Here is a 17,801-nt window from a genome sequence, read left to right on the forward strand (position 1 = left end):
CTGGACGCAGAAGCGATCAAGGTGCGCTACGGCTGCGCCCTCGGCCGTCTGGTCAGCAAGGAAGACAATATTGAAGTACCCAGTGTCGGCGGTCGTCCGGCGCGTAGCCTGCAACGGCAGACACTGGCCGAAGTGATTGAGCCCCGTTACACCGAGTTGCTCTCCATGGTGAATGATGAGCTGGTGCGGGTACAAAGCGAATTGAAAGCGCAGGGGGTCAAGCATCAGTTGGCCGCCGGTGTGGTTTTGACTGGCGGCGCTGCCCAGATCGAAGGCATTGTGGAGTGTGCAGAGCAGATCTTCCAGAGCCAGGTCCGGGTAGGGGAGCCCATGAATATACGGGGATTGAGTGATTATGTGCAGGCGCCTGTGTACTCGACCGCGGTCGGGCTATTGCAGTACGGCCGCACCCATCAATCTTCAGGCAGTAACAAGGAATATGCCGCCAAAGCAAGCGTCGGTGGGCTGGTCAAACGGGTCAGCAACTGGTTGCGTGGCGAGTTTTAAGAATTTTGCTGAGTCAGGCAAATAAAGCGGAGAGACAACATGTTTGAATTTATGGATAGCCACACTGACGAAGCCGTCATTAAAGTGATCGGTGTAGGTGGCGGCGGCGGTAACGCGGTCGAGCACATGGTTCGTCAAAACATCGAAGGTGTCGAGTTCATTACCGTCAACACCGACGCCCAGGCTCTGCGTAACTCCAGTGCCAACACCACTCTGCAGATCGGCGGTGGCATCACCAAGGGTCTGGGCGCCGGAGCCAATCCGGAAGTGGGTCGTGATGCGGCCATGGAAGACAGGGAAGCGCTGCGTGAGCTGCTGACCGGTGCTGACATGGTGTTCATCGCCGCCGGCATGGGTGGTGGTACCGGTACAGGCGCTGCGCCGATCGTGGCCGAAGTAGCCCGTGAGATGGGCATACTGACAGTTGCTGTCGTAACCAAGCCGTTCTCCTTCGAAGGGAAGAAGCGGATGGGCTTCGCCGCCCACGGCATCGAAGAGCTCTCCAAGAACGTCGACTCCCTGATCACCATCCCCAACGACAAGTTGCTGAAGGTGCTGGGTCGCGGTATTTCCCTGCTGGATGCCTTCAAGGCTGCCAACGACGTACTGCTGGGCGCGGTACAGGGCATTGCCGAGCTGATTACCCGTCCGGGCTTGATCAACGTCGACTTCGCGGACGTGCGTACCGTGATGCGTGAAATGGGTACCGCCATGATGGGTACCGGTTCCGCCACCGGCGATGACCGTGCCGAAGAAGCGGCTGAGAAAGCCATCTCCAGCCCGCTGCTGGAAGACGTGGATCTGGCCGGTGCCCGTGGCATCCTGGTCAACATCACCGCAGGCATGGACATGACCATCGAAGAGTTCGAAACCGTGGGTAACGCGGTCAAGGCCTTCGCATCCGAGAACGCCACCGTGGTGGTGGGTACCGTTATCGATCCGGAAATGCACGACGAACTGCGTGTGACCGTGGTTGCCACCGGTATCGGTGCCGAGCGCAAGCCCGACATCACGCTGGTGAAGAACAACATGGTACAAGAGCGTCCGGCCCGTCAGCCCCTGATCAGCGAAGCCCTGCAGTCTCGCGTGATGGAAGAGGCCCCGGCCAAGGTGGTTAACGCCGAGCCGCAAGCTCGTCGCGAACCGGATTATCTCGATATTCCTGCGTTCCTGCGCAAGCAAGCTGACTAAGCCCCTAATGGCACTAGTTTGTTTGTTGTTTAAGGAATGTGCTAAGATGGCCTGCCACGACCATCTGGTCCGGAATATGAGCTGTTAAGCGGATACGCCCATGATTAGACAAAGAACCTTGAAAACGAGTGTCCAGGCCACTGGTGTGGGCCTGCATTCGGGCCGGAAAGTCACAATGACGTTCCGTCCGGCGCCTGTTAACACAGGGATCGTTTACTTGCGTACCGATCTTGATCCTGTGGTGGCGCTGCCAGCCAATGCCGATCAGGTGCGCGATACTGTGCTTTGTACCGCGTTGGTCAACGAAGCCGGTGTCCGTGTCTCTACCATTGAGCACCTCTCTGCTGCGCTTGCCGGAATGGGGATCGACAACCTCTATGTCGAGGTTGACGCACCCGAGATCCCGGTGATGGACGGCAGTGCGCACCCCTTTATCTACCTGCTGCAAGAAGTCGGTATCCGTGAGCAAAATGCGGCCAAGCAGTTTGTGCGGATCAAGCAGAGCATCCGGGTTGAAGACGGCGACAAGTGGGCGGAATTCCACCCTTATCGCAATGGCTTCAAGATGGATCTCGAGATCGACTTCCAGCATCCGGTATTTGAAGGACGCAACCAGCGTTGCGTGCTGGATTTCTCCGGTGCTTCTTTCGTGAAAGAGATCAGTCGTGCCCGTACTTTCGGTTTCATGCGTGACATCGAGTACCTGCGTTCCCAGAACCTGGCGCTGGGCGGAAGCCTGGAAAACGCCGTGGTGTTGGATGACTATCGGGTACTGAACGAAGATGGTCTGCGCTATGAAGACGAATTCGTCAAACACAAGATGTTGGATGCGATCGGTGACCTGTACATGTGTAACCGCAGCATCATTGGCGAATTCCGTGCCTACAAGACGGGTCATGCCCTGAACAACATGCTGCTGCGTGCCTTGCTGGCCAAGCAGGAGGCCTGGGAACTGGTGACCTTCGAGGGTGAGGGCGATAAAGCGCCCATCGCTTACTACGATAACGGTCTGGTTCTGGCCTGATAGCTGTGCAACGGAACGTCGGTCCTCTCTCCGCACCGACGTTCCGTCATTTATTGACTCCATCCTTTAATACCGATTATCTCCCGGTTTTATTCCCCGTGCTGGCTCCTGGCCTCACCTGACCGAGCAGACAGATTTCTATGAGCATTACCCTGATCCTCAACGGCAAGCAGCGACGCAAGTTGCACTTACCCAAACAACGTCTGGCCTGGGTCGGCGGTATCCTCTTCACTGTATTGGCCCTGGGCGGTGGTTGGCTCTGGCAGAGCTGGCACCAGAAAATGGAGGCGCTGACAGTCGCGCTGGCCATGGCCGAACAGCAAAAAAACACGCAAGGGGCCGATGAAGCCCGCGAACAGCTTGCCATGCTGGCCGCCCAGGTGGGCACCATGCAGGGGCAGCTGGGTCGTCTCAATGCGCTCGGCGAGCGGCTGACCGAGCAGGCAGACCTCGATCCCGAGGAGTTCAATTTCAAGGAGTTGCCCCCCATGGGCGGCCCTTCCTATGATGCGGATCTGGAAGTCAACCTCAATGAGTTGCAGGATTCCATGAAGCATCTCAGCCAGCAGCTCGGCAGTCGTGAAGAGCAGCTGTCGGTACTTGAATCTTTCATCATGAATCACCATATAACCGATGCCGGTTTTATTTCCGGATCGCCGGTCAAGCAGGAGCGGGTTTGGGTCTCCTCTGGCTTCGGTGGTCGGGTCGATCCGTTCAACGGTCGCGCCAAGATGCATAAAGGGGTGGATTTCCGTGGCAAGCCCGGTACTCCTATCCTGGCCACGGGCCAGGGCGTCATCAGCTGGGCAGGTCGCCATCCGGAATTTGGCAACATGGTGGAGATCAACCATGGCAATGGCCTGGTGACCCGCTATGCCCACAACTCCAAGTTGCTGGTCGAAGTGGGCACCCTGGTCGATCAGGGCCAGAAGATTGCCTTGATGGGACGCACCGGTCGCGCGACCGGGGTCCATTTGCATTACGAAGTGTTGAAAGATGGTCGTCAGGTCAACCCCGCACGCTTTCTTAATGCCAGACGGGGTTAGGTTTTTTTCTCCAGGTTCCAGTGACGGAACATGTATATAACCAGAAATAGTTGGTACCCATGATTAGCACACTGCTCACCAAGATTATCGGCAGCCGGAACGACAGAACGCTCAAGGCTTTGCGCAAAATTGTAAAACAGATCAATGCGATGGAGCCTCAGTACGAGGCCCTGTCCGATAGCGAGTTGCAGGCCAAGACAGCTGAATATCGTCAGCGTCTGGAGCAGGGTGAGACGCTGGAGCAGCTGCTGCCGGAAGCGTTCGCCACCGTGCGTGAAGCTTCCCGCCGGGTGTTTGGCATGCGTCACTTCGACGTGCAGCTGATCGGTGGCATGGTGCTTGACTCCAACCGCATCGCCGAGATGAAAACCGGTGAAGGCAAGACGCTGACGGCGACATTGCCGGCGTATCTGAACGCCCTGAGTGGTCGCGGTGTGCACGTGGTGACGGTGAACGACTACCTGGCCAGGCGCGATGCCGAGGCGAACCGCCCCCTGTTCACCTTCCTCGGCATGACGGTCGATTGCAACGTGCCAGGCATGGATGCGTCCCAGAAGCGTGACGCCTACGCCGCAGACATCACCTACGGTACCAACAACGAATTCGGTTTCGATTACCTGCGCGACAACATGGCGTTTTCGCCGGAGCAGCGCGTGCAGCGTCCGCTCAACTACGCGCTGGTGGATGAGGTGGATTCCGTGCTCATCGATGAAGCTCGTACCCCGCTCATCATCTCTGGTCCGGCCGAAGACAGCTCAGCCCTCTATATCCAGGTTAACAAGCTGATCCCTGAGCTGATCAAGCAGGACAAGGAAGACACCGAGGAGTACACGGGTGAAGGTCACTACACGGTGGACGAGAAGAACCGTCAGGCCCTGTTGACCGAAAATGGCCAGATCTTCGTGGAAGAGCTGCTCAAGCGAGAGGGTTTGCTGGCAGAAGAGGACTCCCTGTTCTCCGCCACCAACATCAGCCTGCTGCACCATGTCAATGCCGGTCTGCGTGCTCACACCCTGTTTGAGCGCAACGTCGACTACATAGTGCAAAAAGGCGAGATCGTCATCGTCGATGAACACACGGGTCGCACCATGCCGGGCCGTCGCTGGTCCGATGGCCTGCATCAGGCCGTCGAGGCGAAGGAAGGGGTCAAGATCCAGAACGAGAACCAGACACTGGCCTCCATCACCTTCCAGAACTACTTCCGTCTCTATGACAAGCTGGCGGGGATGACGGGTACTGCGGATACCGAAGCCTTTGAATTCCAGCAGATCTATGGCCTGGATACCGTCGTTATCCCGACTAACAAGCCGATGGTGCGCAAAGACATGGGCGATCTGGTCTATCTGACCGCTCAGGAGAAATACGCTGCCATCGTCGAAGATATTCGCGGTTGCGTCTCCCGTGGTCAGCCGGTGCTGGTGGGTACTGTCTCCATCGAAAACTCCGAGCTGCTCTCCGGTATCCTGACCAAGGAGGAGATCCCGCACAAGGTGCTGAACGCCAAGTTCCACGCCATGGAAGCTGAGATCGTCGCTCAGGCTGGTCAACTCGGTGCCGTCACTATCGCCACCAACATGGCTGGTCGTGGTACCGATATCGTGTTGGGTGGCAACTGGCAGGCAGAGATTGCCCAGCTGGAGAATCCGAGCGACGAGCAGATCAGCGACATCAGGGCTGCCTGGCAGATCCGCCACGATGCCGTGCTGGCTGCCGGTGGTTTGCACATCATAGGTACCGAGCGCCACGAATCCCGTCGCATCGACAACCAGCTGCGCGGTCGTTCCGGTCGTCAGGGTGACCCCGGTTCCTCGCGCTTCTATCTCTCCATGGAAGATACCCTGATGCGGATCTTCGCCTCCGATCGTGTCACCGGCATGATGAAGAAGCTGGGCATGGAAGAGGGCGAAGCCATCGAGCATCCCTGGGTGACCAAGGCCATCGAAAACGCCCAGCGCAAGGTGGAAGGTCGCAACTTCGACATCCGCAAGAGCCTGCTCGAGTTTGATGACGTGGCCAATGACCAGCGCAAGGTGGTCTATGAGCAGCGCAACGAGCTGCTGGACACCAACGACATCTCCGAGACCATTCACGTCATCCGTGACGACGTCTACGGCGCCGTGATCGACGAGTACATTCCGCCCCAGTCGCTGGAAGAGATGTGGGATGTACCGGGTCTGGAAGCGCGTCTTAAGGCCGACTTCGCGCTGGATCTGCCGCTGCAGCAGTGGCTGGCAGAAGATGACAAATTGTATGAAGAGAAGCTGCGCGAGCGCATTCTGGACGAAGCCAACAAGCTTTATGCCCACAAGCAGGAGATGGTTGGTATCGATGTGCTGCGCAACTTCGAGAAAGCCGTGATGCTGCAAACCCTGGATGGCCTGTGGAAGGAGCATCTGGCGGCCATGGATCACCTGCGTCAGGGTATCCATCTGCGCGGTTACGCCCAGAAGAACCCCAAGCAGGAGTACAAGCGCGAATCCTTCGATCTGTTCACCCAGATGCTGGAAACCCTCAAGCGCGACGTGGTCAGCATACTGAGCCGGGTACAGGTGCAGGGACGTGATGTGGAGGCGCTGGAAGAACAGCAACGCCAACAGGCGGAAGCCGCTCCCCACACTTACACCCATGCTGCCGCAGAGAGCCAGCTGGCCGATGAAGAGGCCGATGCCAAAGAGGGTCACACCACCTTCGTGCGGGACGAGCAGAAGGTCGGTCGCAACGATCCCTGCCCCTGCGGCTCCGGCAAGAAATACAAGCACTGCCATGGTCAGTTGACCTGATCTGTCAGTGACGCTTCAATGCACCGCCTCCGGGCGGTGCATTCATTTAAGGGCGGCAAAAGGAGAGGGACTGGATGAGCAAGATGCCGACAGGATGGGATGCCGGTGCCCATGAGCGCTGGCTCGGAGGCCAGCGACAGGCGGCGATCCAGCAGTTGCTGGTGCGACTGAACGGTGCCGCAGTCAAACCTGTGGCATGGCAGCTGCAGTTTGCCTATTACCTCTTCCTGTGTGATGACCCTGCCTCTGCCGCGCAAGTGCTGGAGATGACTCACCAGATGGCACCCGAGAATGACGAGGTGCTGCGCAATCTCGGCATCAGTTTGTCGCGCTCGGGACAATACGAGCGGGCGGTCGAGAGGCTGCAGATCCTGCTGGTACGAGCGCCGGCGGATTTCCATGCGCTGGACGCGCTCTGCGCCTCGCTGGCCAAGCTGGGGCGTCATGCTGAGGCGGCAGTGGCAGGCACCAGAGCGCTGACCCTGAAAGATCGTGTGGCCCGATATCAGCCCGGCGACTGGTCGTTACCCGACGATGAGCCGTCAACCTGGCTGGCGAGCCGTGAAAGCAAGCAGGATGTCATCGCTTTCTCCCTGTGGGGCAAGGCTCCTCGCTATCTTCGAGGGGCTATCGACAACGTACTGGCGGCCACCTATCTCTACCCTGGGTGGCGTGTGCGCTTCTATGTGGATGAGAGTGTGCCGTCGGCAATGGTGACTTGTCTGCAGGAACTGGGGGCCGAGGTGCTGGTGCAAGCGCCCGGTCAATCCCAGCGTCAGCGTCTGTGCTGGCGCTTCCTGGTGGTCAATGACCCGCAGGTGGGACGCTTCCTGGTGCGGGATGTAGATTCAGTGCTGAGCGTGCGAGAGCGTGTCGCCGTCGATGACTGGCTTGTATCGGCGCGCTGGTTTCATATCATGCGGGATTGGTGGAGTCACACCGATCTGGTGTTGGCGGGCATGTGGGGAGGGATCGCTGGCGTTCTGCCGCCGTTGACCCCCTTGCTCGATGCCTATCAACCCGAGGCGATGGAAACGCCGAACATCGATCAATGGTTTCTACGCGACACGCTTTGGGGCTATCTGGCCCAGAGCTGTCTGGTTCATGATCGCTGCTTCACCCCGCCTGGGGCGCTCCCCTGGCCGCGTCCCGCTCCCGATGGGGGTGAGCATGTGGGGCAGGATATCTTTACGGCACAAGGGGAACGCCAGGCCCGCCGGTTGGCCCCCTGGATGACCAAATTGCCGTGTTTACGTTGAGGACAATGATGGAACAGAAAAAACGGCTCTGGGTGGCGGTTGGCGTCATCGAGAATGAACGGGGCGAGATCTTCATCGCCAAGCGCTCTTCAGACCGCCATCAGGGCGATCGCTGGGAGTTCCCGGGTGGCAAGGTGGAGGCGGGGGAAGACCTGCTCACCGCACTGGACAGGGAGCTGTGGGAAGAGATTGGCATCCGGGTACTGGATTGTGCCCCCTTCATGGAGCTGCATCACGACTACCCAGAGAAGCAGGTGTTGCTGGATATCTGGAAGGTGACCCGTTTCAGCGGTGATCCGTTCGGCAAGGAGGGTCAGGCGTGTCTGTGGGTGCCGCTGGCATCGCTGCATGAATACCGGTTCCCGGATGCCAACGGTCCTATCGTCGCGCGGTTGCAGGCCTGTTTGACCGTCTGATGCGGTGTAGCTGGTCGCGCGGATATGACAGAGATGAAAAAAGGGCCTTGCGGGCCCTTTTTGTGTGCGGCTCATTGCCACTGCTCACCCTCTTCCGGGTAAGGCAGCAGGTCCGGATTGATGGGGCCGGGGATACGCTTCTCCTCGTTGGCCCACTCGCCCAGATCGATCAGCTGGCAGCGCTTGCAACAGAAGGGGCGAAACGGGCTCTGTGGACCCCACTCCAGCTCGGTTTTACAGGTCGGGCATTTTATCTTGGTGACCATTCTTGCTCCTTAGCAGCAGGCGAGCTGGAAGGGGACATCGCCAATCTGCTGTTCTGCGGTTGGCAGAAAGCGCAGGGCGAAACGGTTCTTGTGGCCGCTCAGCGTCGGATAGCACTGCTGGGCGCCGGGCAGGCGGATCCGGATCAGCTCGGCACTCTCGGCGGTATCCTGGAAGAAACCGTTGGTGGCGATCTGATCGCTGAAGTTGCCTGATTCGCGCCACAGCCGCAGCAGCAGGGAAATGGCATTCATCAGCAGGTTGATGTCGCTGAGCCACAGCTGCATTTGCTGATGGCGAGCGGCAGCCGGGGTGCCGAGCCAGTGGTGCAGCTGCGGCACATCGAAGGCGCAAAGACCGCCAGGGATGGAAAAGCGCTGACGGATGGCGCCGAGCTGCCGATCTTCTTTCAGTCTGGCGCCCGGACGTGGGGCACTGAGCAGGTTGCGAGAGAGCTGGGTGCTCTCCTGCTGCATCTGCTTGATCTGTTCCAGGTCGACATCCGGCAGGCTGGCCCAGTGACTCAGACGCTGGCCTAGACGTTCCAGATCCTTGATAAGATCGGCGCGCAGATCACCACGCTCCAGCAGCTCTTGCAGATCGAACAGCCCCTTGAAGAAGGCGATGTGTGCCCAGGACTGGTCACTCTCCAGATTGTCGCGGATCTGGGAAAACAGGGACTCCAGACGAAGATAGGTCCGGCTTTTTTCATTGAGGGGAAAATCGTAAATCATGCCTAATCCTGGCCAGCCATAAACCGGCCTAGTGTACTCACACTTGACGGGGTTGTTGAGAGGCAAATGCGAGATATGTTTCGTGCAGCGCCAAAATCCGCGTTTTAATCGCCATTTGGCTGCCATTGTGGTTATCGATGACATCATCCGCCGCTGCGAGCCGCTCCGACCGGCTTGCCTGGGCTGCGATAATCGCTCGGGCCTGCTCGGCCGATACCCCATCCCGGCGGCAGGTGCGCTCAATCTGGGTTGCTTCATCCACGTCGATCACCAGTACCCGGTTGGCCAAGCCAGTGAGTTTGTTCTCCACCAGCAGGGGCACCACCAGCAGGCAGTAGGGCGAGCGAGCGGCGGCGCACTGGCGCAGCATCTCCTGACGGATCAGGGGGTGAAGCAGGGCATTGAGCCAGGCCTTGGCGTTCGGTTCGCTGAATACCCGCTCCCGCAGGCTGCGTCGATCGAGCTGGCCATCGGGGGCGATGACATCCGGACCAAAGTAGGTTGCGATGGCGGCAAGGGCCGGGGCGCCGGGTTCCACGACGTCGCGAGCGATGACGTCCGCATCCACTACGTCTATGCCCAGTGCGGCAAATTGGTTGGCTATGGTGGTTTTACCGCTACCAATGCCACCTGTGACTGCGACTACATACATGGGGCAGATCACCTTTTTTAGAGGAAAGTCGTGAGATACCAGCGGGTGATGCTATCGCCCCACAGCAGCGCAATCCAGCCCGCGACAGCGAGATAGGGGCCAAAGGGAATGGGTTTGCTCTGATGGTGGTTGCGCAACAGGATCAGGCCTATGCCCATGAAGGCACCGACCAGGGAGGAGAGCAGCAGCACTATGGGCAGCGCTTGCCAGCCCAGCCAGGCGCCCAGCGCGGCCAGCAGCTTGAAGTCACCATAGCCCATGCCCTCCTTGCCAGTGAGCAGCTTGAAGGCCCAATAGAGGCTCCATAGCACCAGATAACCGGTCATGGCGCCGATCACCGCATCGCCAAGCGATACAAAACCGCCCAGCATGTTGAACAGCAGCCCGCCCCACAGCAGGGGCAAGGTGAGCTGGTCCGGCAGCAGCATCTTGTCGAGATCGATAAAGGTGAGGGCCACCAGCACCCAGGTCAGTAGCAGGGCTGCCAGCGTGCCCCAGCCGGGGGGAACCGTCATGGCAACGGCAACCGAGAGCAGGGCGGTCAGCAGCTCGACCAGCGGATAGCGGGCCGATATGGGAGTCAGGCAGCCTCGGCAGCGACCCTTGAGCCAGAGCCAGCTTAGCAAGGGGATGTTTTCCAGTGCTGTGATGGGGTGATGGCAGTGAGGGCAGCAGGAGCGTGGCACCATCAGGTTGTAGGGCGGCTCGTCGCCCCCCGCGTCATCAGGGGTGAAGTAGCTGTGATATTCGGCCTGCCACTCCCGTTCCAGCATGATGGGCAGGCGATGGATCACCACGTTGAGAAAACTGCCGATCATCAGGGAAAAGAGAAATACCAGCGAGAAATAGAGCCAGGGCAAGCTGTGTGCCAGCTCGAGGAGAAGTGTCATAACCAACCGTCTGTCATGAAATGGGGGAAAGGGCATGCGTTTTTTCAGCGCATACCCTCGTGAATCAGCCTACTACGTCACCCAGCTTGAAGATGGGCAGGTACATGGCCACAACCATGCCGCCAACCAGCACCCCCAGCACTACCATGATGAGGGGCTCTAGCAGGCTGGTGAGGCCGTCGACCAGATCGTCCACCTCCTGCTCAAAGATGGTTGCAACCTTGGAGAGCATATCATCGATGGCACCGGACTCCTCGCCGATCATCACCATTTGGATCACCATGTCGGGGAAGAGATCCACAGTACGCATGGCCACGTTGATCTGCATGCCGGCGACCACCTCGTTGCGAATTGCCATGACGGCGGTGCGATAGACATAGTTGCCGGAGGCACCTGCGGCCGAGATCAGTGCATCCACCAGCGGGATCCCGGCGGAGAAGGTGGTGGAGAGGGTTCGGGCGAAACGGGCCATGGCCGCCTTGTGCAGTATCATGCCGACCACAGGTATGGTGAGGATGAACTTGTCGGTGTTGTCTTTGACCTTCTGGGAGGCGCGCCATGCCCGTACATAGAGGAAAATGGCGAGTGCAGTGCCGCCAAAGATGACAAACCACCAATGCTGCATGAAGCGAGAGATGCCGATGACAACCTGGGTGAAGATGGGCAGTTCGGCACCGAAGCTCTTGAAAATATCCTCAAACTGCGGAATGACGAACAGCAGCAGTATGGAGGTGACAACGATGGCAACCAGTATGACCATGGCCGGGTAAAACATCGCCTTCTTGATCTTGGACTTGAGCGCCTCCGACTTTTCCCGATAGGTGGCGATCCGGTCATAGATAGTCTCCAGCGCACCGGATTGTTCCCCTGCCTCCACCAGATCACAATAGAGCGCATCAAAGTGGCGGGGATGGCGGCGCAGCGCCTCGGACATGGGGGTGCCGGTTTCCACGTCGGCGGCGATCTGTCCCATGAGTTCACGCATCGCGGCTTTTTCGTGGCTGCGGGCGATTATCTGCAGGCTCTGTACCAAGGGGACGCCAGCGGAAAGCATGGTAGTGATTTGACGGGAGACGATGGCAATATCCATCGGCCTGATCTTGGCACCACCCTTGGAGAATAATCCCTGGCTCTTCTTGCTCACCCTGGTGACGTTGACACCCTGCTTGCGCAGCTCAGCTTTGACCGTGTTGATACTGTCGGCCTGCAGCTCACCGGAGACCTTCTGACCTTTGCGGTTCACTCCGCTCCAGCGGAAGGAGAAGACTTTCTTGGGGGCATTCTGTTTCTGCGTTAGCGTTGCCATCACTGCGTCCTGCAATTGGGCTCTGGTATCCCGCTCAACACCTTGCTATGCGGGTTGCCTTGGCTTGATGGAAATCCTCAGGAGTGCCGGCTGGGCGATACCTGGATGAATCAGCTTGATCGATATGCACTGTCAGTTGGTGGTCACCCGATTGATTTCTGCCAGGCTGGTCACTCCCAGACGAGCCTTCTCAAGGCCGGATACACGCAGAGTGCGCATCCCCTCTTTTTGGGCAATGGCTGCAATTTGCAGCGAGTTGGCACCTTGCATGATCAATTTTGCAATGTTTTCAGACATTAGCATGATTTCGTAGATACCGACCCGCCCCTTGTAACCACCCGAGCAATCCTTGCAGCCCACGGGTTTGAACAGGCGCAGCCCGGCGGCCAGCTGCTGCTGGGTGAATCCCAGATCCAGCAGCTCGGCTTCTGGTACTACTTCGGGTGTCTTGCAGTGATCGCACAGCTTGCGGGCGAGTCGCTGGGCCATGATCAGGGTCACCGAGGAGGCAATGTTGAAGGCGGGCACCCCCATGTTCATCATCCGGGTTAGTGTCTCGGCGGCCGAGTTGGTGTGCAGGGTGGAGAGCACCAGGTGGCCTGTCTGGGCGGCCTTTATGGCGATTTCGGAGGTTTCCAGATCCCGGATCTCCCCCACCATGACCACATCGGGATCCTGGCGAAGAAACGAGCGCAGGGCGCTGGCGAAGGTCAGCCCTGCCTTTGGGTTGACTTGCACCTGATTGACGCCGGGCAGATTGATCTCCACCGGATCTTCGGCGGTGGAGATGTTCACCTCTGTGGTGTTGAGAATATTAAGACCGGTGTAGAGGGAGACAGTTTTGCCCGAGCCGGTGGGGCCTGTGACCAATATCATGCCCTGCGGTTTGGAAAGGGCGTGCAGATATTGCGCTTTCTGCCGGTCGTCAAAGCCGAGCTGCTCTATGTTGAGCCGCGCCGCCGAGGAGTCCAGCAGCCGGATGACAATCTTCTCACCCCACATGGTGGGCAGGGTGTTGACCCGCATATCCATCGACTTGTTGCGGGACAGTTTCAGCTTGATGCGGCCATCCTGCGGCAGCCGTCGCTCGGCAATGTCGAGCCGTGCCATGACCTTGAGGCGGGCGGAGAAGCGGTTGGCCAGATTGACCGGTGGCGTCGCGATTTCGTGCAAGATGCCGTCGATCCGGAAGCGGATGCGGTATTTGGCCTCATAGGGTTCGAAGTGCAGATCGGATGCGCCACGCTTGATGGCATCCATCATGATCTTGTTAATGTATTTGACGATGGGGGCATCGTCGTCAGCGGTATTGACGCTCTCATCCAGCCGGGAGTTTTCGTCCGAGACTTCCAGCTCGGAGATCTCGGATTCGTCGATGTCCTCCATGCCGAGGGCTTCCTGCTCGCTCTCCAGCAGTTTGCCGATGGCGGCCGTCAGCTTGTTCTCCTCGACCAGCAGCGCCTCGGTATGCAGCCCGAAGCTGAAGCCAAAATCCTCCAGCGCCGATACATTGGTCGGATCCGACATGGCGATATAGAGGGTATGGCCCTGGGTGTAGATGGGCAGCACATGGTGTTTCTCAATCAGCTTCTGATTGAGGTATTTCTGCGGTATCTCGGCCAGGTCGAATGCGGCAAGATCCAGCAGAGGTACCCCATACTCCAGCTCACAGAAATCCGCCAGCGTCTTGCTGTCGAGGATCTCGTTCTCTATCAGAAAGGTTACAAAGGGTTTGCGCTGGGCCTTGGCTTGGCTCAGATAGCGCTGGGAGTCCTCTTCACTGATCAGGGAAGAGGCGGCCAGGCTTAACGCCAGGCCGCTATTGGGGCTAGAGGTCATGCGTTAGCATTTACCATCGGTTCTACAGGAACCAGAAATATTCCAAAGTACTTGTGCTCCTGGTGTCACAGCACCAGAAGTCACTAAGTCATAAGTTGAACTATCAAGAGCTGTCGTAGCAATACCAGAAATCGTGATAACACCTGCAGCATTTGTAACTGTTACATCACTCAAATTAGTTGTTGCACCAGCAGACACCGCTGCTGTTCCTGCGGCAGCACAGTCAGCACCGATGCTCCCTGCTGCACCAGTGTAGCCCTGTACGCATACTTCCACGGCAGTCTTCCCTGGCCCAACTGCGGATATAACTTCAGTAAATTTGGCTCTCTTTGTGTAACTCTGATATGCCGGCAGCGCGATGGCGGCCAGAATGGCCACGATCGCGACCACGATCATCAGTTCGATAAGGGTAAAGCCTGATTGTTTCTTCATGTCAAATGTCCTTTTGTCCTTGGTTCCTGGGCAGTGGTGGTGGAAAAATATCCACCCGTCAATATCTTATCCGAGCTGTCCGGCTTGGCAACAGAGGTGTGGCCTTTGTTAACAACCTTTTTATCATTTAATAAAAATTTGATATAAATCATAGACAAAGATTCTGTGCGAACTCTTTTTAACTGGCGGGATAGGATCCATCATCACACTCCTTTGCTGAGGGAGTCAGCATAAAGAAAAGGCGCCTATGGCGCCTTTTGCAAGTCCTTCATCTTGTTATATGTCACGGTGCAATCCTGCGACTGTGACACTTCCCCGGCTAGATAAAGCGCATCGAGAGATCCAGTGCTCGCACATGCTTGGTCAGCGCCCCTACCGAGATAAAATCGACGCCGGTGGCGGCATACTCCGCGAGTGTGTCCAGCGTGACATTGCCAGAGACCTCCAGCTTGGCACGGCCCCGATTGAGGGCCACGGCTTCGCGCATCATGGGCACATCGAAGTTGTCCAGCATCACTATGTCTGCGCTGGCCATCAGCGCCTGGTCCAGCTCGGCCAGCGATTCAACCTCCACCTCGACCGGTTTGCCCGGATTGAGGCGGCGCGCTTCGCTGATGGCTTCGCTTATGCCGCCGCAGGCAAGGATATGGTTCTCCTTGATAAGGTAGGCATCGAACAGGCCGATTCTGTGGTTCTTGCCGCCGCCGCAGGTCACGGCATATTTCTGGGCGGTGCGCAGCCCCGGCAGAGTCTTGCGAGTATCGAGCAGGCGGCAGTAGGTGCCTGCCAGCTCGGCCACGTAGCGGGCGGTGAGGGTGGCGACACCCGAGAGGGTCTGCACGAAGTTCAGTGCGTTGCGCTCGCCGGTCAGCAGCACACGGGCCGGACCATGCAGGCGGAACAGCTCCTGATTGGGGGTGAGCCGTTCGCCATCCTGTACTAACCACTCCACTTTTACCTCGCCACCGAGCTGGACGAACACCTCATCCACCCAAGGTTGGCCACAGAATACGCCAGCTTCGCGGGTGATGACTCGGGCGCTGGCCAGGCGATCCGCCGGGATCAGCTGGGCCGTGATATCGGCGCTGGCATCCGGTTGGTCCAGCGTGGTGAGGGCTTGACCCAAGTCTTCGAGTAGTGCGGCGCGCACGGCGCAGCGGATGTCCTGTTGTAACATGCCTGTTATTCCTGCAAGGGTCTGAGAAGCAATTGTCTGTCTTTCTGACGCAATTCCAGCCGGCCCAGGGCATTCATGCCCACCAGGATCACGTCCCCGTCGGCCGCCGGATTGATATAGATAGGCAAATCGTACAAGGTCAGCGGACCCATCACCAGAGTTTCAATCTGGCCGGTCTGCACCTGAATCGTACCTGCTGCCGTGTTGACCAGGCTGTTGCCATTGGGGCTCAGGCCGATGCGCTCGGCCACCTGACGTGGCACAGTGACCCGGGTTGCCCCCGTGTCCAGCAGCAGTTGCACCGGTTGGCCGTTGATGGCACCCTCCAGTCGATAGTGGCCGCTGGCATCGGCCTTGAGCAGCAGGTCGCCGCTGGCGGTGACTGTGGGTTGCGAGCGGGCGTGAAAGTAGAGGGTCAGCAGCCCCATCAGAGAGAGCCAGGCCAGCAACCAGAAGCGGCGCGCTATCGGGTGCATATCCTTTCCAGAGTTGAACAGAAGATGGTTCAGCCTATCACAGTTGCCTTGGTGGATTGAGAGGATTGCGAGGAGCCTGAGAGACGGATCGCTTTGTTGCCCATCCGGCGCTATCACATGTGTCATTCCATTGCAGATTGAGTAGATGATGACCCAGCCTAAAACAGTTTTTTCCATTGATTCAGACGGTTGGTGTGAGCAGGCCCGCAAGGTGCCGTCACCGCACTACAACGAGCGGACCAGTTTGGACGATATCTCCCTGCTGGTGGTACACGGCATCAGCCTGCCACCAGGGGCGTTCGGCGGTCCCTGGATCGACGATCTCTTCATGGGACGGCTGGACCCTGGGGCGAACCCTTACTTCGCTGGCATTCATCAGCTGCGGGTCTCGGCCCACTGCCTGATCCGGCGGGACGGCGAGCTGGTGCAATACGTGCCATTTGGCGCACGTGCCTGGCATGCCGGGATATCGAGCTGGGAGGGAAGGGAGGCCTGTAACGATTTTTCCATCGGCATTGAGCTGGAAGGGACCGATGAGCTGCCCTACAGCGATGCACAATATGAGGTGCTGGTGGGGCTCAGTCGAACCATATCCAGCCATTATCCTGCCATTACAGCGCAACGAATTGTCGGTCATTGCGATATAGCGCCAGGGCGCAAGACAGATCCGGGCGGAAGTTTCGAATGGAATCGATATAGAAAAATGCTCAACTTTAAGTGATTATTCTAAAACAAAGTTAGTGTTTTTAAAATCAATGGCTTGCCTTTATGGCAGGCCATTTTATTGTGCTGTTGAACAAATGTTACCTGTGAGCCAGCTCAAAAATATTGGTCAGACCAATTTCTATGCGCCACATCATAAATCCCTCCATTTACCCCTTAGGTGGCAAGGTTGAACCTTGATTCAGATCATCTTTTGGGTGGACTTTTCCCAAGTCCTCTGCTAATTTTCGCCCCATTCATGAAATTGGTAATACCAATTTAACAAAGTAGCCTCATGCCCTATCTCAAGATAACTCAACCCAAGCTGGCCGACGCCATCGTCGCCGAGCTGGAAAGCATGATTTTGGAAGGCAGTTTGCAGCCGGGCCAGAAGTTGCCGCCCGAGCGGGAACTCGCCATCCAGTTTCAGGTGTCGCGCCCCTCCCTGCGCGAAGCCATCCAGCGCCTGGAAGCCAGAGGACTCTTGTATCGCCGTCAGGGCGGTGGCACTTACGTACAAAATGCCTTGAGCAAGGGGATTGCAGATCCCCTGTTCGAGCTGCTCAGCACCCACCCCGAGGCCCAGTATGACCTGCTGGAGTTTCGTCACGCACTGGAAGGCATCTGTGCCTACTATGCTGCGTTGCGGGGGACGGAAGCCGATGCCGAGCGTATTCGTCAGGCGCAGTCCGCCATTGAGGAAGCTGGCCAGCAAGGTTCGCTGGTCACCGAATCCGCCGCCGTGACCCAGTTCTATCTGGCGGTGGCCGAGGCGTCCCACAACGTGGTGCTGCTGCACCTGCTGCGGGCCATGGGCCCCATGCTTGAGCAGAACATTTTACGCAATAACGAAATTTTGAATCGCCGTCCGGGAGTGGTAGCCAAGATCCGTCGCCATCGTGCGCATCTGATCGAGGCTATCCTGTCGGGGGCTCCGGAGCGGGCCAGGGCTGCTTGTCATGAGCACCTGGCCTTTATCGAGGACACCTTGTTGGATATGCAGAGGGAAGACAGCCGGATCCAGCGATCCATGCGTCGGATCCGTCAGCAGGAAAACTAATCCCACAAGGCTTTATTGTCGAATTCTTGCGCATCTTAACCGCCGT

General features: G+C 58.1%; 18 protein-coding genes. 9 read left to right on the top strand and 9 right to left on the bottom strand.

Annotated features, from left to right (window positions below):
* The 7 genes from AAC083_RS23110 to mutT all read left to right on the top strand — a co-directional run.
* Positions 1 to 507 (top strand): cell division FtsA domain-containing protein (locus AAC083_RS23110; RefSeq protein ID WP_258224687.1); only part of this gene is annotated, 507 nt, incomplete at its 5' end.
* 39 nt (positions 508 to 546) lie between these two features.
* A complete protein-coding gene (gene ftsZ / locus AAC083_RS13005; RefSeq protein WP_042039038.1) occupies positions 547 to 1,698 on the top strand; it encodes a cell division protein FtsZ in 1,152 nt (383 codons plus the stop codon).
* 100 nt (positions 1,699 to 1,798) lie between these two features.
* Positions 1,799 to 2,722, top strand: coding sequence for a UDP-3-O-acyl-N-acetylglucosamine deacetylase (lpxC, locus tag AAC083_RS13010; protein WP_042039037.1), 924 nt, complete (start codon positions 1,799 to 1,801; stop codon positions 2,720 to 2,722).
* Between the two features lie 140 nt (positions 2,723 to 2,862).
* The gene (locus AAC083_RS13015; RefSeq protein WP_108536823.1) at positions 2,863 to 3,768 is read left to right on the top strand and encodes a M23 family metallopeptidase; all 906 of its coding nucleotides are present in this window, start codon (positions 2,863 to 2,865) and stop codon (positions 3,766 to 3,768) included.
* Between the two features lie 59 nt (positions 3,769 to 3,827).
* Complete coding sequence (gene secA, locus AAC083_RS13020; RefSeq protein WP_108536824.1) at positions 3,828 to 6,548, top strand: preprotein translocase subunit SecA; 2,721 nt, start codon at positions 3,828 to 3,830, stop codon at positions 6,546 to 6,548.
* Between the two features lie 74 nt (positions 6,549 to 6,622).
* Positions 6,623 to 7,807: a tetratricopeptide repeat protein gene (locus AAC083_RS13025; RefSeq protein WP_108536825.1), complete on the top strand. Its 1,185-nt coding sequence runs from the start codon at positions 6,623 to 6,625 to the stop codon at positions 7,805 to 7,807.
* An 8-nt stretch (positions 7,808 to 7,815) separates the two neighbouring features.
* Positions 7,816 to 8,223 carry an 8-oxo-dGTP diphosphatase MutT gene (gene mutT / locus AAC083_RS13030; RefSeq protein ID WP_181364743.1) on the top strand — a complete coding sequence of 136 codons (408 nt, stop codon included), beginning with the start codon at positions 7,816 to 7,818 and terminating at the stop codon, positions 8,221 to 8,223.
* 71 nt (positions 8,224 to 8,294) lie between these two features.
* Here mutT and yacG read toward each other — a convergent pair whose 3' ends face one another.
* From yacG to AAC083_RS13075, 9 genes are all read right to left on the bottom strand, one after another.
* Entirely contained in the window at positions 8,295 to 8,489 is a 195-nt protein-coding gene (gene yacG / locus AAC083_RS13035) for a DNA gyrase inhibitor YacG (RefSeq protein ID WP_042039030.1), read from the bottom strand.
* A 9-nt stretch (positions 8,490 to 8,498) separates the two neighbouring features.
* A complete protein-coding gene (gene zapD, locus AAC083_RS13040) occupies positions 8,499 to 9,221 on the bottom strand; it encodes a cell division protein ZapD (RefSeq protein WP_181364744.1) in 723 nt (240 codons plus the stop codon).
* A 37-nt stretch (positions 9,222 to 9,258) separates the two neighbouring features.
* Positions 9,259 to 9,873, bottom strand: a complete 615-nt coding sequence (coaE, locus tag AAC083_RS13045) for a dephospho-CoA kinase (protein ID WP_108536828.1) — start codon at positions 9,871 to 9,873, stop codon at positions 9,259 to 9,261.
* Positions 9,874 to 9,890: 17 nt separating this feature from the next.
* Positions 9,891 to 10,763, bottom strand: coding sequence for a type IVa prepilin peptidase/methyltransferase TapD (tapD, locus tag AAC083_RS13050; protein WP_108536829.1), 873 nt, complete (start codon positions 10,761 to 10,763; stop codon positions 9,891 to 9,893).
* 64 nt (positions 10,764 to 10,827) lie between these two features.
* The gene (locus AAC083_RS13055) at positions 10,828 to 12,069 is read right to left on the bottom strand and encodes a type II secretion system F family protein (protein ID WP_108536830.1); all 1,242 of its coding nucleotides are present in this window, start codon (positions 12,067 to 12,069) and stop codon (positions 10,828 to 10,830) included.
* Positions 12,070 to 12,201: 132 nt separating this feature from the next.
* Positions 12,202 to 13,908 carry a PilB family type IVa pilus assembly ATPase TapB gene (tapB, locus tag AAC083_RS13060; RefSeq protein ID WP_108536831.1) on the bottom strand — a complete coding sequence of 569 codons (1,707 nt, stop codon included), beginning with the start codon at positions 13,906 to 13,908 and terminating at the stop codon, positions 12,202 to 12,204.
* 3 nt (positions 13,909 to 13,911) lie between these two features.
* Positions 13,912 to 14,340 (bottom strand): pilin, encoded by a 429-nt coding sequence (locus tag AAC083_RS13065; protein ID WP_108536832.1) that lies wholly within the window; start codon positions 14,338 to 14,340, stop codon positions 13,912 to 13,914.
* 319 nt (positions 14,341 to 14,659) lie between these two features.
* Positions 14,660 to 15,517, bottom strand: coding sequence for a carboxylating nicotinate-nucleotide diphosphorylase (nadC, locus tag AAC083_RS13070; protein ID WP_108536833.1), 858 nt, complete (start codon positions 15,515 to 15,517; stop codon positions 14,660 to 14,662).
* 5 nt (positions 15,518 to 15,522) lie between these two features.
* Positions 15,523 to 15,993: a retropepsin-like aspartic protease family protein gene (locus AAC083_RS13075; protein ID WP_181364745.1), complete on the bottom strand. Its 471-nt coding sequence runs from the start codon at positions 15,991 to 15,993 to the stop codon at positions 15,523 to 15,525.
* Between the two features lie 148 nt (positions 15,994 to 16,141).
* Here AAC083_RS13075 and ampD point away from each other — a divergent pair, with 148 nt between their 5' ends.
* Both ampD and pdhR read left to right on the top strand, forming a co-directional pair.
* The gene (gene ampD, locus AAC083_RS13080) at positions 16,142 to 16,714 is read left to right on the top strand and encodes a 1,6-anhydro-N-acetylmuramyl-L-alanine amidase AmpD (protein WP_108536834.1); all 573 of its coding nucleotides are present in this window, start codon (positions 16,142 to 16,144) and stop codon (positions 16,712 to 16,714) included.
* 276 nt (positions 16,715 to 16,990) lie between these two features.
* Positions 16,991 to 17,755, top strand: coding sequence for a pyruvate dehydrogenase complex transcriptional repressor PdhR (gene pdhR, locus AAC083_RS13085; RefSeq protein ID WP_042039018.1), 765 nt, complete (start codon positions 16,991 to 16,993; stop codon positions 17,753 to 17,755).
* The last annotated feature ends 46 nt before the right edge of the window (positions 17,756 to 17,801 follow it).

The sequence above is a fragment of the Aeromonas sp. HMWF014 genome (genome assembly GCF_963878295.1).
Classification (GTDB): domain Bacteria; phylum Pseudomonadota; class Gammaproteobacteria; order Enterobacterales; family Aeromonadaceae; genus Aeromonas; species Aeromonas popoffii.

What these genes read in the sequence shown, in the direction of transcription:
- ftsZ (WP_042039038.1), top strand. Translation starts at nt 547, where the DNA reads ATGTTTGAATTTATGGATAGCCACACTGACGAAGCCGTCATTAAAGTG.
- AAC083_RS13075 (WP_181364745.1), bottom strand. Translation starts at nt 15,993, where the DNA reads ATGCACCCGATAGCGCGCCGCTTCTGGTTGCTGGCCTGGCTCTCTCTG.
- AAC083_RS13015 (WP_108536823.1), top strand. Translation starts at nt 2,863, where the DNA reads ATGAGCATTACCCTGATCCTCAACGGCAAGCAGCGACGCAAGTTGCAC.
- lpxC (WP_042039037.1), top strand. Translation starts at nt 1,799, where the DNA reads ATGATTAGACAAAGAACCTTGAAAACGAGTGTCCAGGCCACTGGTGTG.
- AAC083_RS13065 (WP_108536832.1), bottom strand. Translation starts at nt 14,340, where the DNA reads ATGAAGAAACAATCAGGCTTTACCCTTATCGAACTGATGATCGTGGTC.
- secA (WP_108536824.1), top strand. Translation starts at nt 3,828, where the DNA reads ATGATTAGCACACTGCTCACCAAGATTATCGGCAGCCGGAACGACAGA.
- zapD (WP_181364744.1), bottom strand. Translation starts at nt 9,221, where the DNA reads ATGATTTACGATTTTCCCCTCAATGAAAAAAGCCGGACCTATCTTCGT.
- nadC (WP_108536833.1), bottom strand. Translation starts at nt 15,517, where the DNA reads ATGTTACAACAGGACATCCGCTGCGCCGTGCGCGCCGCACTACTCGAA.
- yacG (WP_042039030.1), bottom strand. Translation starts at nt 8,489, where the DNA reads ATGGTCACCAAGATAAAATGCCCGACCTGTAAAACCGAGCTGGAGTGG.
- mutT (WP_181364743.1), top strand. Translation starts at nt 7,816, where the DNA reads ATGGAACAGAAAAAACGGCTCTGGGTGGCGGTTGGCGTCATCGAGAAT.
- tapB (WP_108536831.1), bottom strand. Translation starts at nt 13,908, where the DNA reads ATGACCTCTAGCCCCAATAGCGGCCTGGCGTTAAGCCTGGCCGCCTCT.
- AAC083_RS13055 (WP_108536830.1), bottom strand. Translation starts at nt 12,069, where the DNA reads ATGGCAACGCTAACGCAGAAACAGAATGCCCCCAAGAAAGTCTTCTCC.
- ampD (WP_108536834.1), top strand. Translation starts at nt 16,142, where the DNA reads ATGACCCAGCCTAAAACAGTTTTTTCCATTGATTCAGACGGTTGGTGT.
- AAC083_RS13025 (WP_108536825.1), top strand. Translation starts at nt 6,623, where the DNA reads ATGAGCAAGATGCCGACAGGATGGGATGCCGGTGCCCATGAGCGCTGG.
- coaE (WP_108536828.1), bottom strand. Translation starts at nt 9,873, where the DNA reads ATGTATGTAGTCGCAGTCACAGGTGGCATTGGTAGCGGTAAAACCACC.
- tapD (WP_108536829.1), bottom strand. Translation starts at nt 10,763, where the DNA reads ATGACACTTCTCCTCGAGCTGGCACACAGCTTGCCCTGGCTCTATTTC.
- pdhR (WP_042039018.1), top strand. Translation starts at nt 16,991, where the DNA reads ATGCCCTATCTCAAGATAACTCAACCCAAGCTGGCCGACGCCATCGTC.